At 69.6% G+C, this 13527-nt stretch carries 14 protein-coding genes; 10 read left to right on the forward strand and 4 right to left on the reverse strand.

Features of this window, described 5'->3' with window-relative positions:
* Positions 1-19: 19 nt before the first annotated feature.
* The 9 genes from hyfB to PFX98_RS06235 all read left to right on the forward strand — a co-directional run bounded on the left by hyfB (position 20) and on the right by PFX98_RS06235 (position 9215).
* Positions 20-2044 (forward strand): hydrogenase 4 subunit B, encoded by a 2025-nt coding sequence (gene hyfB, locus PFX98_RS06195; RefSeq protein WP_285234308.1) that lies wholly within the window; start codon positions 20-22, stop codon positions 2042-2044.
* Positions 2041-2988 carry a respiratory chain complex I subunit 1 family protein gene (locus tag PFX98_RS06200; RefSeq protein WP_285234309.1) on the forward strand — a complete coding sequence of 316 codons (948 nt, stop codon included), beginning with the start codon at positions 2041-2043 and terminating at the stop codon, positions 2986-2988. The genes hyfB and PFX98_RS06200 overlap by 4 nt, the downstream gene beginning before the upstream one ends.
* Positions 2985-3644 (forward strand): formate hydrogenlyase, encoded by a 660-nt coding sequence (locus PFX98_RS06205; protein WP_285234310.1) that lies wholly within the window; start codon positions 2985-2987, stop codon positions 3642-3644. Before PFX98_RS06200 ends, PFX98_RS06205 begins: the two co-directional genes overlap by 4 nt.
* Positions 3645-3648: 4 nt before the next feature.
* A complete protein-coding gene (locus PFX98_RS06210; RefSeq protein ID WP_285234311.1) occupies positions 3649-5109 on the forward strand; it encodes a hydrogenase 4 subunit F in 1461 nt (486 codons plus the stop codon).
* A gap of 2 nt (positions 5110-5111) precedes the next feature.
* The gene (locus PFX98_RS06215) at positions 5112-6614 is read left to right on the forward strand and encodes a hydrogenase large subunit (RefSeq protein ID WP_425334671.1); all 1503 of its coding nucleotides are present in this window, start codon (positions 5112-5114) and stop codon (positions 6612-6614) included.
* The gene (locus PFX98_RS06220; protein ID WP_285234312.1) at positions 6614-7138 is read left to right on the forward strand and encodes an NADH-quinone oxidoreductase subunit B family protein; all 525 of its coding nucleotides are present in this window, start codon (positions 6614-6616) and stop codon (positions 7136-7138) included. Before PFX98_RS06215 ends, PFX98_RS06220 begins: the two co-directional genes overlap by 1 nt.
* A 69-nt stretch (positions 7139-7207) precedes the next feature.
* Positions 7208-8242 carry an isocitrate/isopropylmalate dehydrogenase family protein gene (locus PFX98_RS06225; RefSeq protein ID WP_285234313.1) on the forward strand — a complete coding sequence of 345 codons (1035 nt, stop codon included), beginning with the start codon at positions 7208-7210 and terminating at the stop codon, positions 8240-8242.
* A 7-nt stretch (positions 8243-8249) separates the two neighbouring features.
* Positions 8250-8861: a LysE family translocator gene (locus tag PFX98_RS06230; RefSeq protein ID WP_285234314.1), complete on the forward strand. Its 612-nt coding sequence runs from the start codon at positions 8250-8252 to the stop codon at positions 8859-8861.
* An 84-nt stretch (positions 8862-8945) separates the two neighbouring features.
* A complete protein-coding gene (locus tag PFX98_RS06235) occupies positions 8946-9215 on the forward strand; it encodes a hypothetical protein (RefSeq protein ID WP_285234315.1) in 270 nt (89 codons plus the stop codon).
* Positions 9216-9225: 10 nt separating this feature from the next.
* Here the strand turns inward: PFX98_RS06235 and PFX98_RS06240 are convergent, their stop codons facing one another.
* Positions 9226-9783: a DUF1003 domain-containing protein gene (locus PFX98_RS06240; protein ID WP_285234316.1), complete on the reverse strand. Its 558-nt coding sequence runs from the start codon at positions 9781-9783 to the stop codon at positions 9226-9228.
* A gap of 149 nt (positions 9784-9932) precedes the next feature.
* On the opposite strand from PFX98_RS06240, the gene PFX98_RS06245 reads away from it, so the two are divergent.
* On the forward strand, positions 9933-10937 hold the full coding sequence (locus PFX98_RS06245) for a hypothetical protein (protein ID WP_285234317.1): 1005 nt from the start codon (positions 9933-9935) through the stop codon (positions 10935-10937).
* A 27-nt stretch (positions 10938-10964) separates the two neighbouring features.
* Here the strand turns inward: PFX98_RS06245 and PFX98_RS06250 are convergent, their stop codons facing one another.
* The 3 genes from PFX98_RS06250 to PFX98_RS06260 are packed head-to-tail and all read right to left on the reverse strand — an operon-like array spanning position 10965 to position 13509.
* Complete coding sequence (locus PFX98_RS06250) at positions 10965-11717, reverse strand: cytochrome c3 family protein (RefSeq protein WP_285234318.1); 753 nt, start codon at positions 11715-11717, stop codon at positions 10965-10967.
* Positions 11714-12298 carry a hypothetical protein gene (locus PFX98_RS06255; protein ID WP_285234319.1) on the reverse strand — a complete coding sequence of 195 codons (585 nt, stop codon included), beginning with the start codon at positions 12296-12298 and terminating at the stop codon, positions 11714-11716. Before PFX98_RS06255 ends, PFX98_RS06250 begins: the two co-directional genes overlap by 4 nt.
* The gene (locus PFX98_RS06260) at positions 12298-13509 is read right to left on the reverse strand and encodes a 2Fe-2S iron-sulfur cluster-binding protein (RefSeq protein WP_285234320.1); all 1212 of its coding nucleotides are present in this window, start codon (positions 13507-13509) and stop codon (positions 12298-12300) included. Before PFX98_RS06260 ends, PFX98_RS06255 begins: the two co-directional genes overlap by 1 nt.
* Positions 13510-13527: the final 18 nt, after the last annotated feature.

Genomic DNA, 13527 nt, shown 5'->3' on the forward strand with positions numbered 1-13527 from the left:
GCGCTACCATCAAGGCGCCATGAACCAACTGCCCGCCTCAGCGCAATGGCTGCACATCGACTGGATGCTGCTGATCGCGCTGGGCTGGTTGGCGGTGGGCATCGCCGGCGCGCTGGCCCTGCACCGGCTGGCCCTGGTGGCGCGCTGGCTGTTCCCGGCCGGCGGCTTGCTGGGCCTGGCGCTGTTCGGCGTGGCCCTGAGCGCGCTGCTGGCCACGCCCGAGACGGCGCTGCTGCCGGTGGGCCTGCCGGGCCTGCCCTTCCACCTGCGCCTGGACGCGCTCTCGGCCTATTTCCTGATGGTGATGGGCGGCGCCTCGGCCGGCATCTCGGCCTTTGCGGCCGGCTATTTCCGCTCCGGCGAGGGCACGCCGCCGGGCCTGCTGTGCCTGGAGTACCACGTCTTCCTGGTCAGCATGCTGGGCGTGCTGCTGGCCGACGACGCCTACTCCTTCATGGTGATGTGGGAGACCATGGCGCTGGCCTCCTTCTTCCTCGTCACCGCCAACCACCGCATCCCCGAGGTGCGCAGCGCCGGCTATCTCTACCTGACGATGGCGCGCATCGGCGCGATCGCCATCCTGCTGTGCTTCGGCGTGCTGCAGGCCAATACCGGCGACTACAGCTTTGCCAATATGCGCGCGCAGGCGCTCAGCCCCTTCTGGGCCTCGGCGGGCTTCGGGCTGGCGCTGCTGGGCTTTGGCGCCAAGGCGGGCGTGCTGCCCCTGCATGTGTGGCTGCCCGAGGCGCACCCGGCCGCACCCTCGCCGGTCTCGGCGCTGATGAGCGGGGTGATGCTCAACACCGCCATCTACGGCCTGCTGCGCGTGACGCTGGACCTGCTGAGCGCGCCGCTGTGGTGGTGGGGCGGCGTGCTGCTGGCGGTGGGCCTGGCCACCGCGCTGTTCGGCGTGGTGTTCGCCGCGGTGCAGACCGACATGAAGCGCCTGCTGGCCTACTCGTCGATCGAGAACATGGGCCTGCTGTTCGTCGGCATGGGCCTGACGCTGATCTTCAGCGCCTATGCGATGAAGCCGATGGCCGCGCTGGCGCTCACCGCCACGCTCTACCACGTGGCCAGCCATGCCTGCTTCAAGAGCCTGCTGTTCCTGGGCACCGGCAGCGTGCTGCATGCCACCGGCGAGCGCAACCTCGGCAAGCTGGGCGGGCTGATCCGTTGCATGCCCTGGGTGGCTTGGCTGAGCCTGCTGGGCGTGCTGGCCAGCGCCGGCCTGCCGCCGCTGGGCGGCTTCGTCTCGGAATGGCTGCTGCTGCAGAGCTTTCTGTTCGCGCCCGGCCTGCCGGTGCCGCTGCTGACCATGCTGATCCCGGTGGTGGCGGCGCTGATCGCGCTGGTGTCGGCGCTGGCGGGCTACACCATGGTGAAGTTCTTCGGCGTGATCTTTCTGGGCCAGCCGCGCGAAGACAAGCTCGCCCAGGCACACGACGCCGGCCACTGGGAGCGCGCCGGCATGCTGTGGCTGGTGCTGGGCTGCCTGGCGCTGGGCCTGCTGCCCAGCCAGTTCATCCAGCTGCTGGACCCGGTCACGCAGCAGCTGGTGCGGGCCGGCCTGGGCGCGCAGGTGGCCGCGCATGGCTGGCTGCTCGCGCCGGTGAGCCTGGATCAGGCCAGCTACGGCCCCGTCATCTTCCTGCTGGGCATCCTGGCCTGCTTCGCGCTGGCCTTTGTGCTGGTGCGCCGGCTCTACCATGGCCGCCTGCGCCGCGCGATCCCCTGGGCCTGCGGCTTCCCCTGGGGCACGGCGCGCATGCAGGACAGCGCCGAGGGCTTCGGCCAGCCGATCCGCCAGATCTTCGAGCCCTTCTTCCTGATGCGGCGCGAGCTGCCCTCGCCCTTCGACAGCCAGCCGCATTACCGGGTCCAGGTGGACGATCACTTCTGGCGTTGGCTCTACCTGCCGCTGGCCGAGCTGGCCGCGACGCTGGCGCGCCTGATCGGCCGGCTGCAGCAGGGCCGCATCGCGGTCTACCTGCTCTACAGCTTCCTGACCCTGATCGCCACCTTGTTGGTCGTACAACGATGAGCTTCAGCGGCCTGCTCTCCCAACTGCTGGAAATCCTGCTGGCGGTGGCGCTGGCGCCGCTGCTGAGCGGCTGGGTCAGCCAATGCCGCGCCTGGCTGCAGGGCCGCCGCGCCCCCAGCCTGCTGCAGCCCTACTACCTGCTGCACAAGCTCTTCAACAAGGAGTCGGTGCTGGCCGAGCATGCCTCGCCGCTGTTCCGCAGCGCGCCCTATGTCAAGTTCGGCTGCATGACGCTGGCCTGCGCCATCATCCCCACGCTCTCCACCGACCTGCCGCTGGCGCCCGCCGCCGATGCCATCGCCCTGGTGGGCCTGTTCGCGCTGGCGCGCGTGTTCATCTCGCTGGCGGCGATGGACGTGGGCACGGCCTTCGGCAGCATGGGCGCGCGGCGCGAGATGCTGATCGGCTTCCTGGCCGAGCCGGCGCTGCTGATGGTGCTGTTCTCGGCCTCGCTGATCTCCAAGTCCACCTCGCTCACCACCATCGTCGAGACCCTGGGCCATCGCGAGCTGGCCATCTACCCGGGCCTGGCCTTCGCCGGCGTGGCCTTCACGATGGTCTCGCTGGCCGAGAACGCGCGCGTGCCGGTGGACAACCCGGCCACGCACCTGGAACTGACGATGATCCACGAGGCCCTGATCCTCGAGTACTCGGGCCGCCACCTGGCGCTGCTGGAATGGGCGGCGAGCCTGAAGCTGTTCGCCTATTCCTGCATCGGTCTGGCGCTGTTCTTCCCCTGGGGCGTGGCCGAGGCGCAGGCGCCGCTGGCGATGCTGCTGGCCCTGCCGGTGCTGGTGGGCAAGCTGGCCGTGGGCGGCGCGCTGATGGCCTTGCTGGAAACGCTCTCGGCCAAGATGCGCATCTTCCGCGTGCCCGAGTTCCTCGCCACCGCCTTCCTGCTGGCGGTGATCGGCATGCTGGTTCACCTGTTGTTGGCAAGATGAGCGATCTCCTCACCCAATTCGTCAACCTGCTCGGCGCGGTGCTGCTGATGCTGGCCTTCGCGATGATCTCGCAGCGCCGCATCGTCTCGCTGATCCATCTGTTCACCATGCAGGGCGCCACCCTGGTGCTGGCCACCGCGGTGGTGGGCGTGGTCACGCACCAGCCGCATCTGTTCGTCTCCGCCGGCGTGACCCTGCTGCTCAAGGTGCTGCTGATCCCCTGGCTGCTGCACCGCGTGGTGGGCCGGCTGAACATCCGCTGGGACATCGAGACCCTCATCAACATCCCCACCACCATGCTGATCGGCATCGGCGTGGTGATCTTCTCCTTCAACCTGGCGATGCCGATCTCGCGCCTGTCCTCGGCGCTGGCCAGCGGCACGCTGGGCATCGCGCTGGCCTGCGTGCTGCTGTCCTTCCTGATGATGATCACGCGCGCCAAGGCGGTGCCGCAGGTGATCGGCTTCCTGGCGATGGAGAACGGCCTGTTCTTCGCCGCCACCGCCGCCACCTATGGCATGCCCATGGTGGTGGAGCTGGGCATCGCGCTGGACGTGCTGATCGGCGTGCTGATCCTGGGCGTGTTCATGTTCCAGATCCGCGAGCAGTTCGACAGCCTGGACATCCGCCACCTCGAAAAACTCAAGGAGGACTGACCCCTTGTCGGCGCTCGCCTTCCTGCTTGCCTCGCCCCTCATCGGCGGCCTGGTGCTGGCCCTGGTCGGGCATCGCGACAACGCCCGCGATGTCAACGTCGGCTTCAGCCTCGCCACCTTCATCGCCGCCTGCGTGCTGACGGCCGAGGTGGTACGCGGCGGGCCGCAGCTGCTGTGGAACCGCGAGTTCTACGTCGACGCGCTGAACGTCTTCCTGGTCACGCTCACCGCCTTCGTGGGCCTCACCACCGCGATCTTCTCGCGCCCCTATATGCGCATCGAACGCGACCACGGCAAGATGACGCCGCCGCGCCTGCGTCTGTATCACAGCATGTACCAGCTGTTCAGCTTCACCATGCTGCTGGCGCTCACCACCAACAACCTCGGCATCGTCTGGGTGGCGATGGAGGCGGCCACCCTCACCACCGTGCTGCTGGTGAGCGTGTACCGCACGGCCGCCAGCCTGGAAGCGGCCTGGAAGTACTTCATCCTCTGCGGCGTGGGCATCGCCCAGGCGCTGTTCGGCACCGTGCTGCTGTACATGGCGGCCGAGAAGGTGATCGGCGCCGAAGGTGGTGCGCTCTTGTGGACCAATCTCGACGCCGTGAAGGCGCAGCTGGACCCCAACATCATCACCCTGGCCTTCGCCTTCCTCTTCATCGGCTATGGCACCAAGGTGGGCCTGGTGCCGGTGCACAACTGGCTGCCCGATGCCCATGCCGAGGGCCCGACGCCGGTCTCGGCGGTGCTCTCGGGCCTCTTGCTCAACGTCGCGCTGTACGCGGTGCTGCGCTGCAAGGTGCTGACCGATGGCGCGCTGCACAGCCCGCTCACCGGCCGGCTGATGATGGGCTTCGGCCTGCTCTCGGTGGTGGCGGCGGTGTTCTTCCTGATCCGGCAGAAGGACGTCAAGCGCATGTTCGCCTACTCGTCGATCGAACACATGGGCATGATGACCTTCGCCTTCGGCATGGGCGGGCCGATCGCCAGCTATGCCGGCCTGCTGCACATGACGGTGCATTCGCTCATCAAGTCGGCGATCTTCTTTGCGGTGGGCCATGCCACGCAAAAGGCCGGCAGCCAGCTGATGGAGGAGATCCGCGGGCTGATCCGCGTCAGCCCCACGGTGGGCTGGGGCCTGATGCTGGGCGCGCTGGCCATCCTGGGCATGCCGCCCTTCGGCGTGTTCGCGAGCGAGTTCCTGATCGTCACCACCGCGATGCGCGAGCAGGCCTGGGCCACGCCCTGGCTGCTGATCGCGCTGGGCCTGGCCTTTGCCTCGGTGTTCAGCCGCGTGCAGCCGATGGTGTTCGGTGAGACCACGCTCAAACCGCTGGCCCATCCACCGGCGTTGATCCCGGTGTTCGTGCACCTGGCGCTGGGCCTGCTGCTGGGCCTCTACATACCGCCCTATCTGGATGCCTGGTACCGCCAGGCCGCCGCCATGCTGGTGGGAGGGCCCTGAGCATGTCGATGCTTGTTGCGTTGCCCACGCCGCTGCCGATCCGCCATGGCGTGGTGGATCGCGAGGGCTGGCTGGCGGTGGCGCAGGATGTGCTGGCCGGCGGCGGCCGGCTGGTCTCGCTATGGGGTAGCAGCAGCGCCGGCGCCGAGGGCGCGCGCGCGGCCCACGCCGCCTATGCCTTCTCCTTCGAATCCGGCCTGGCCTGGATCGAGCTGCCACTGGCCCCCGGCGAGGGCTACCCCGACCTGGCGCCGCTGTTCCCCGCCGCCGCACGCCTGCAGCGCGCCGCGCGCGATCTGGACGGCATCCAGGCCACCGATGCCGCGGACACGCGGCCCTGGCTGGACCATGGCCTGTGGGGCGCGGAGGGCGATGCCGCCGGCGCCCTGCCGGCCGACTACGCCTTCGTGCGCGTGCAGGGCGAGGGCGTGCACGAGATCGCCGTCGGGCCCGTGCACGCCGGCATCATCGAGCCCGGCCATTTCCGCTTCTCGGTGGTGGGCGAGAAGGTGCTGCGGCTGGAAGAGCGGCTGGGCTACAAGCACAAGGGCATCGCGCGCCGCTTCACCGAGCTGCCGGCGCTGGAGGCCCATCGCCTGGCCGGCCGCGTCTCGGGCGACTCCACCGTCGCCTATGCCTGGGCCTATTGCATGGCGCTGGAGGCCGCCGCCGGCTGCGCCGTGCCCGCGCGCGCCGCCTGGCTGCGCGCCCTGCTGCTGGAGCGCGAGCGCGTCGCCAACCACCTGGGCGACCTCGGCGCGCTCGGCAACGACGCCGCCTTCGCGCTCGGCCTGGCGCAGTTCGCGCGCCTGCGCGAGGACTGGCAACGCCTCTCGATGGCGCTGTTCGGCCATCGCTTCATGATGGACCGCATCGTGCCCGGCGGCGTTGCGGTGGACCTCGATGCCGAGGGCCGGCGCCGCCTGCTGGCGCAATGCGATGCGCTGGAGCCCGAGCTGCGCCAGCTGCGCCATATCTACGACGAGCATGCCGGCCTGCAGGACCGCTTCATCGGCACCGGCCGCGTCACGCCCCAGCTGGCCGCCCAGCTGGGCCTGACCGGCCTGGCTGGCCGCGCCAGCGCCCAGACCTGGGACCTGCGCTGTGCCCCCTCGCTGCCGCCCTATGACGGGCTGAACGTCAATATGGCCACGCACCGCAACGGCGATGTGGCGGCGCGCGTCAGCGTGCGCTTCGACGAGCTGCTGGAATCGCTGCGCCTGCTGCGCCTGCTGTGCCTGGGCCTGCCCGAGGGGTCGCTGCGTGCAGAAGCGCTGAGCCTGCCGGCCGGCGCGGCGCGCGGCGCCGGCTGGGTGGAGGGCTGGCGCGGCGAGGTGTTCGTGGCGCTGGAGCTGGATGCAGGCGCGATCCGCCGCTGCCATTGCCACGACCCCTCCTGGCAGAACTGGCCGGTGCTGGAGCATGCGGTGATCGGCAACATCGTTCCCGACTTCCCGCTCATCAACAAGTCCTTCAACCTCAGCTATGCGGGGCACGATCTCTGATGTGGCGCATCCTCAGACAAATCGCCCGCACCGGCATCGTCAGCGAGCCGGCGCCCGAAGTCACGCTCGAACCCTCGGCCGAGGCCGGCCGCATCCAGCAGGCCCTGCTGCAGATCCTCGGCCGCGCGCTGTGCATACGCGAGGTCGATGCCGGCTCCTGCAACGGCTGCGAGCTCGAGCTGCATGCGCTCAACAACCCCTATTACAACCTCGAGGGCCTGGGCATCAAATTCGTCGCCAGCCCGCGCCATGCCGACATGCTGCTCGTCACCGGCCCGGTGTCGCGCCATATGGCCGAGGCGCTGCGCCGCAGCTACGAGGCCACGCCCGAGCCGCGGCTGGTGCTGGCCGTCGGCGATTGCGGCTGCGACGGCGGCATCTTTGGCGAGCGCAGCGCTGCCCACTGCGGCCGCGTGGCCAATGTGATCCCGGTCGATCTCACGGTGCCGGGCTGCCCGCCGCCGCCGCTGGAGATCCTGCGTGCCATCCTGACGGCGGTGCAGCGGCAGCATCAGCATCGCTGAACCTGCGTCAATCTCGCGTAGGCCTGGTTCGCTATGCTTGCGCCCAAACTTGCAGCGAGCCACCCCACCATGACCCAGACTATTCCAGCCACGCTGATCCCCGGCGATGGCATCGGCCCCGAGATCGTCGACGCCACGCTGGCGGCCCTGGAGGCGCTGAAGGCCCCCTTCGAGTGGGATCGTCAGGTCGCCGGACTGGGCGGCGTGCAAGCCCATGGCGATCCGCTGCCCAAGGCCACGCTGGACAGCATCCGCCGCACCAAGCTGGCGCTCAAGGGCCCGCTGGAAACGCCCTCGGGCGGGGGCTACCGCTCCTCCAACGTGCGCCTGCGCGAGGAGTTCCAGCTCTATGCCAATGTGCGCCCGGCGCGCACCATCATCCCCGGCGGCCGCTTCGACAACATCGACCTGCTGGTGGTGCGCGAGAACCTCGAGGGCCTCTACATCGGCCATGAGCATTACGTGCCGATCGGCGACGACCCGCATGCGGTGGCCATGGCCACCGGCGTCAACACCCGCCAGGGCAGCCGCCGCCTGCTGGAATACGCCTTCGAGCTGGCCATCGCCAGCGGCCGCAAGAAGGTCACCATCGTGCACAAGGCCAACATCATGAAGGCGCTCACCGGCCTGTTCCTGGAGACCGGCCAGGAGCTGTGGGAGCGCAAGTACAAGGACCGCATCGCGCTCGAGACGGTGATCGTCGATGCCTGCGCGATGAAGCTGGTGCTCAACCCCTGGCAGTTCGACGTGCTGGTGACCACCAATCTGTTCGGCGACATCCTCTCCGACCTGGTGGCCGGCCTGGTGGGCGGGCTGGGCATGGCGCCGGGCGCCAATATCGGCGCCGACGCGGCGATCTTCGAGGCCGTGCACGGCTCGGCCCCCGACATCGCCGGCAAGGGCATCGCCAACCCCACCGCCCTGCTGCTGGCCGCCGCCATGATGCTGGACCATTGCAAGCTCGGCGAGCTGGCGACGCGGCTGCGCGTCGCGATCGACGCCACGCTCAACCTCGACAAGGTGCGCACCGGCGATCTGGGCGGCACGGCCGGCACCGCCGCCTACACCCAGGCGCTGGTGAGCCGCATCAAGAACGCAGGCTGAGCCCGGCATGGCCCTGCATACCTGGCTGCTCTACCTCGTCGCCGCGCTGGGGCTCTCGCTCACGCCCGGGCCCAACAGCCTGCTGGTGCTGACGCATGGCGCCCTGCACGGCCATCGCAAGACGCTCTATACCGTGGCCGGCGGCGCGCTGGGATTTCTGGCGCTGATCGCGCTCTCGATGCTGGGCATCGGCGCGCTGCTGCAGACCTCGGCGCAGGCGCTCACCCTGCTCAAGCTGCTGGGCGGCGCCTATCTGGTGTGGCTGGGCGTGCAGCTGTGGCGCGCCCCGGCGATCCAGCTCGGCGCGGCCGCGGCGGGCGGCGATGCGCGCGCCAGCGCGCTGCTGCGCCAGGGCCTGCTGACGGCCATCTCCAACCCCAAGGCGCTGCTGTTCTACGGCGCCTTCCTGCCCCAGTTCATCGACCCGGCGCGCGACCTGCTGACCCAGTTCATCGTCATGGCCCTGGTGTTCGTGGCGGTGGAATGCCTGGTCGAGTACCTGCTGGCGCTGCTGGCGCACCGCATCCGCCCGGCGCTGGAGCGCCTGGGCAAGCGCTTCAACCGCGCCTGCGGTGGCATGTTCGTGGCGATGGGCCTGGCACTGCCGATGACGCGCTAGCGGCTATGTACGACAGCGCACAGAGCCGCTTCACGCACACAGGCTATGCTCGCCGGGTAATAGCTGCCTCGGCTTGGGATGCATATGCGACGACGTAAACCGCAGGAAGAACTGGCGCTCACTCCCGTGCGCGTGCGCGCGGGCCTGGCCCAGGGCCGGCTCGATAGCTTGCGCGCCGCCCTGCCCGGCGCGGCCGCCTTTTTGAAACGCCGCCGCGCCGACCTGCTCAAGCCCGACGAGATCGCCGACTACGTGGCGCTGGACTGGCTCTCTTGGGAGGGCGGCGGGCTCAAGCTCACCGCCACCGGCGAGAACATCTGCGCCCAGAGCCAGCGCGCCTGCAGCGCCGCCTGAGGGCGCTTCGTCAAGCCTTGTTGGGGCGCTCGGCCAGCGCCGCCAGCAGCTGGAGCTGGCTTTGCTGCAGCTCCAGCAGCTCGGCCCATTGCTTTTCGCGCAGCAGGTCGAGCTTGTCGTGCAGCAGCATGATCTCCAGCTCGGCCTTCAGATTCACCTCGTAGTCATGCCCGGCGGTGGCGCGGTCCTTCTCGGCCTGGCGGTTCTGCGACATCAGGATCACCGGTGCCTGGATTGCCGCCAGCATCGAGAGGAACAGATTCAGCAGGATGTAGGGATAGGGGTCGAAGGTGTGGCCGCGCGTCAGCAGCAGCGCAGCATTCAGCAGCACCCACAGCAGCATGACGGCGGCGAACAGCGCCACAAAGGTCCAGGAGCCGCCGAACGAGGCCACCGCATCGGCGGCACGCTGGCCGCGATCCGCCGGCAGCTCTTCGTGGGCCCTGGCCGGTTGGTGCGCGATCAGCTTGCGCTGCGCCAGATGGCGCGCCACCTTCTGCGTGGACGCGTCCAGCGACTCATAGGCCTGGCCCAGGAACCGGGTCGCAATCTCTTCGTGCTTGTGCATGGCTGCCTCCGCCCCCATGCTGCCCCTGCGCCGCCGCAAGGTCGGTGCGATAGCGCACCCAGTGGCACCCCCATCACGGTGCCCGCGTTTACGCCCGCTTACACCCCAGTCGTGGGAAGATGGTCAGCCTCCAGACAAGGAGCCACACCATGCAAACAAGACATTTCTGGATCGGCCGCGGGCTCGCCCTGCTGCTGACCTTTTTCTTCGCCGGCCTGCTGACGCCCGCGCTGGCGCAGGGCCGCCATGGCGATGACGGCGAATACCAGATCCTGCAGGCGCGCTACGGCACCGCCAGCCAGAACGTCGACGTGACCCAGCGCCTGCGCGAGCTGGCGCGCTCGGACCGCGAGTTCCGCGTCTCCAACGACACCCTGGGCGTCGACCCCCATCCCTACCAGAAGAAGACGCTGCGCATCTACGCGCGCGGCCGCGACGGCCAGACCCGCACCTTCGAATACCAGGAGAACCAGCGCGTCGATGGCGCGATGTTCACCGGTTGGGGCGGCGGCCAATGGGGGCAGGGGCGCTGGAACGGCGGCTGGGAGGGCGAGCATGGCAATCGGCCGGGCCGCCCCAGCGCCAGCAATGACGAGGGCGAGTACCTGATCCTGGAAGCACGCTACGGCACCGCGCAGCGCAATGTCGATGTGACCCAGCGCCTCAAGCAGCTGGCCAGCGAGGACCGCCCCTTCGCGGTCAGCAACAACTCGCTGGGCGTGGACCCCCACCCCTACCAGAAGAAGACCCTGCGCATCTACGCGCGCGGCCGCGACGGCCAGACCCGCACCTTCGAGTACCAGGAAGAGCAGCGCGTCGACGGCGCCCAGTTCATCGGCTGGGGCGGCGGCCAATGGGGCCAAGGCGGCTGGGGTCGCGGCTGGGGTGACGATCAGCCCGGCTATGCCAACGAGGGCGGCGCCCTCACCATCCTCAGCGCGCGCTACGGCGCCGACGGCCGCACGCGCGACATCACGCAGCGCCTGCGCGCCATGGTGCGCAATGGCCGGCTCGACGTCACCGCCGACAACAACCTCGCCGGCGGCGACCCGGCCCCCTATGTGGGCAAGACCCTGTGGGTCACCTACCGCGTCGGCCGCGGGCCCGAGCTGGAAGTGGCGGTGGAAGAGCGCGGCCGGCTGAGCATTCCCTGAGCGCCGGCGGGCCGGGGCCGCAAGGCCTCAGTCGCGCTTGCGCCCGCGGCGCCCGGCGCCGCGTTCATCGGGCTCCACGCCCGGATCCCGATGGCATTCGACGCAGTTCTCGAAGTCGCGGATGCCCTCCTCCTCATGCTCGGCACGCACCTTGGCCTCGCTGTGCTCGTGGCAGCCATAGCAGCTGTAGCGGCTGTAATCATGGCCCAGGTGGCAGGTGACGCAGGCGCTGTCGTGATCGCGGTCGAGCACGAACAGCTTGGCATGCTCGAAGCTGGCCGGCTTCCAGCGCTCCTGGCTGTGGCATTGCTTGCAGTTGCCGGCCTCGATCTTGCGATGCAGCGCATCGCCGGGCATGCGGTGGCAGGCCTTGCAATCGGCGCTCGCCTCGGCGCGCAGCAGCGCGTGCGAGAAAGGCTTGCGGCTGCGCTGGCCCGCTGCCGTGCCCTGGTGGTCGCCGTGGCAGGCCATGCAGTCCTGGTCGATGAGCTGCTGGTGAAAGCCCGTCCTCCCCGTCTGCTTCTCCGCGCGCACGGGCAGGGGCTGGCCCTTGCTGCCGCGCAGCCCGATGTCGGCCAGGTGGTGGCAGCTCTCGCAGCGCGCCGCCGACGCACCGCGCCAGGGCGCATGGCAGGCGAAGCAGTCGGTGGCCAGCTCGGCATGCGCCGGCAGCAGGGCACCCGGCGCCACCATCAGATGCGGATACACAAAGGCCAGCGCCACCAGCGCCGCCAGGTTCAGCGCGATCACCCAGCGCAACCAGGGCCGCTGCTGCTTCATCGCCAGCCCCAGAAGAGGAACACGGCCAGGATATGGGCCAGGGCCAGGCCGCCGAACGCCAGCGTGATCGGGAAGTGCACCACGCGCCACTGCCTGACGGCATCGAAGGTGAGGCTGTCCCAGTAGGTGCGCTCCTCCAGTTCGTCGGCCGTCCAGCCCTGGTCGCGCATGCGCTGGCGCGCTTCTTCCAGGCGCCGGCGCGAGCGGTCGAGCAGGAACTTGCCCAGCAGCCCGCTCGCCACATTCACCAGCATGGCCGCCACCGCCAGCCAGGCCAGGATGGCATTGAAGTGGATGCCGGCATGCACCAGCACCAGCAGGGCGCCGAGCCAGGCCAGCAACTCGTGAAGGCGCAGCCATTGCGTGGGGTGGCCGCCGCCGATGAGCTTGCGCTTGCGCAGCGAATAGCCGAACGAGGCCAGGATCAGCAACGTGCCGGGAATGCCCAGATAGCGGCCCACCCAATAGATGTTGAACAGATGCAGCAGCGCATCCAGCAGCAGGGTCGCCAGCACCAACAGGCCCAGGTAGAGCACGAAGGGCAGCAGCTCACGGCGCATCAGGCGGGCTTGGATGGGCATCAGGCCTCCAGCACCAGATCGGTGGCGGGCTGAGCCACGCAGAGCAGGCAATGCCCGGGCGCCGGGTCGTGGTCGGGGCGGTGCGGGTAATGCACGCTGCCCTCCAGCAGGCGCGTCTCGCAGCTGCCGCAGCCGCCCGAGCGGCAACCCGAATCGACGGTAATGCCATGCGCCTCGGCAAAGTCCAGCAGGTTGGCGGCGCTGCCGTCCCATGACAGGCTGCGGCCGGAGCGCTGGAAGCGCAGCTGGGCATGCAGACCGGGCGCCGCCCCCGCGTCAGCGCCACCCGCCGGCGCCGAGCGCGGCAGCGATGCCGGGCCGAAGGCCTCGTAGTGGATGTCCGACTCCGGCACGCCCCAGGCCGCCAGGGCCGGCACCAGGCTTGCCATCAGCGCCGGCGGGCCACAAAGAAAGAAGCGGTGTCGCCCATGCGGCAGCGTGCGCCGCAGCAGTTCGAGATCCACATGACCGGCATGCTGGTAATCCGTGCCCAGGCGATCGCTCGCGGCCGGCCGGCTGTAGGCCACGGTGAGCGTGAGCTGCGGGTGGGCGGCGGCCAGCTGCTCCAGCTGCGCCTTGAAGGCATGCTCGGCGCCGTTGCGCAGCCCGTAAAAAAGGTGCAGGCGGCGCTGCGGCTGATGCGCCAGGCACCAACGCAACATGCTCAGCATGGGCGTGATGCCGATGCCGCCGGCCACCAGCACCGCCGGCTCCCGGCCATCCGCATCGATATGGAAATGACCCGCGGGCGCCCTCAGCTGCAGCACCTGGCCGGGCTGGACTTGCTCGTGAAAGTAGCGCGACACCCGACCGTCGGGCTGCCGCTTGATGGTGACGCGGTAGTGCGCCGGGTCGGGGGTATCCGAGAGCGAGTAGCAGCGCGTCACGCCGGCTTCGCCGCCCGGCCGGGCCGGGTCCGGCAGCGGCAGCACAAAGGTGAGGAACTGGCCGGGCTTGAAGGCCGGCAGCGGCTGCGCATCGAGCGGCACCAGGTAGAAGGAGCACTGGCTGCGAGCAGCATCCTCGTCGACGCGCGCCTGCACACGGAAGGCCCGCAGCCCCTGCCACGCACCGCCCTGCGCCGCCGGCATGGCGGGCAGTGGCGCGAACACCGGCTGCTCGCGCCGGCGCCGGTACGCCCATGCGCCGCCCAGCAGCAACTGCAACAGCAGCGCGCCGGCGATCCAGGCCAGCAGTTGTGAGGCGGTCATGGCGGGGGCTTTCAGCTT

Source organism: Paucibacter sediminis (assembly GCF_030254645.1).
Taxonomy (GTDB): domain Bacteria; phylum Pseudomonadota; class Gammaproteobacteria; order Burkholderiales; family Burkholderiaceae_C; genus Paucibacter_B; species Paucibacter_B sediminis.

What these genes read in the sequence shown, in the direction of transcription:
- hyfB (WP_285234308.1), top strand. Translation starts at nt 20, where the DNA reads ATGAACCAACTGCCCGCCTCAGCGCAATGGCTGCACATCGACTGGATG.
- PFX98_RS06200 (WP_285234309.1), top strand. Translation starts at nt 2,041, where the DNA reads ATGAGCTTCAGCGGCCTGCTCTCCCAACTGCTGGAAATCCTGCTGGCG.
- PFX98_RS06205 (WP_285234310.1), top strand. Translation starts at nt 2,985, where the DNA reads ATGAGCGATCTCCTCACCCAATTCGTCAACCTGCTCGGCGCGGTGCTG.
- PFX98_RS06215 (WP_425334671.1), top strand. Translation starts at nt 5,112, where the DNA reads ATGTCGATGCTTGTTGCGTTGCCCACGCCGCTGCCGATCCGCCATGGC.
- PFX98_RS06220 (WP_285234312.1), top strand. Translation starts at nt 6,614, where the DNA reads ATGTGGCGCATCCTCAGACAAATCGCCCGCACCGGCATCGTCAGCGAG.
- PFX98_RS06225 (WP_285234313.1), top strand. Translation starts at nt 7,208, where the DNA reads ATGACCCAGACTATTCCAGCCACGCTGATCCCCGGCGATGGCATCGGC.
- PFX98_RS06230 (WP_285234314.1), top strand. Translation starts at nt 8,250, where the DNA reads ATGGCCCTGCATACCTGGCTGCTCTACCTCGTCGCCGCGCTGGGGCTC.
- PFX98_RS06235 (WP_285234315.1), top strand. Translation starts at nt 8,946, where the DNA reads ATGCGACGACGTAAACCGCAGGAAGAACTGGCGCTCACTCCCGTGCGC.
- PFX98_RS06240 (WP_285234316.1), bottom strand. Translation starts at nt 9,783, where the DNA reads ATGCACAAGCACGAAGAGATTGCGACCCGGTTCCTGGGCCAGGCCTAT.
- PFX98_RS06245 (WP_285234317.1), top strand. Translation starts at nt 9,933, where the DNA reads ATGCAAACAAGACATTTCTGGATCGGCCGCGGGCTCGCCCTGCTGCTG.
- PFX98_RS06250 (WP_285234318.1), bottom strand. Translation starts at nt 11,717, where the DNA reads ATGAAGCAGCAGCGGCCCTGGTTGCGCTGGGTGATCGCGCTGAACCTG.
- PFX98_RS06255 (WP_285234319.1), bottom strand. Translation starts at nt 12,298, where the DNA reads ATGCCCATCCAAGCCCGCCTGATGCGCCGTGAGCTGCTGCCCTTCGTG.
- PFX98_RS06260 (WP_285234320.1), bottom strand. Translation starts at nt 13,509, where the DNA reads ATGACCGCCTCACAACTGCTGGCCTGGATCGCCGGCGCGCTGCTGTTG.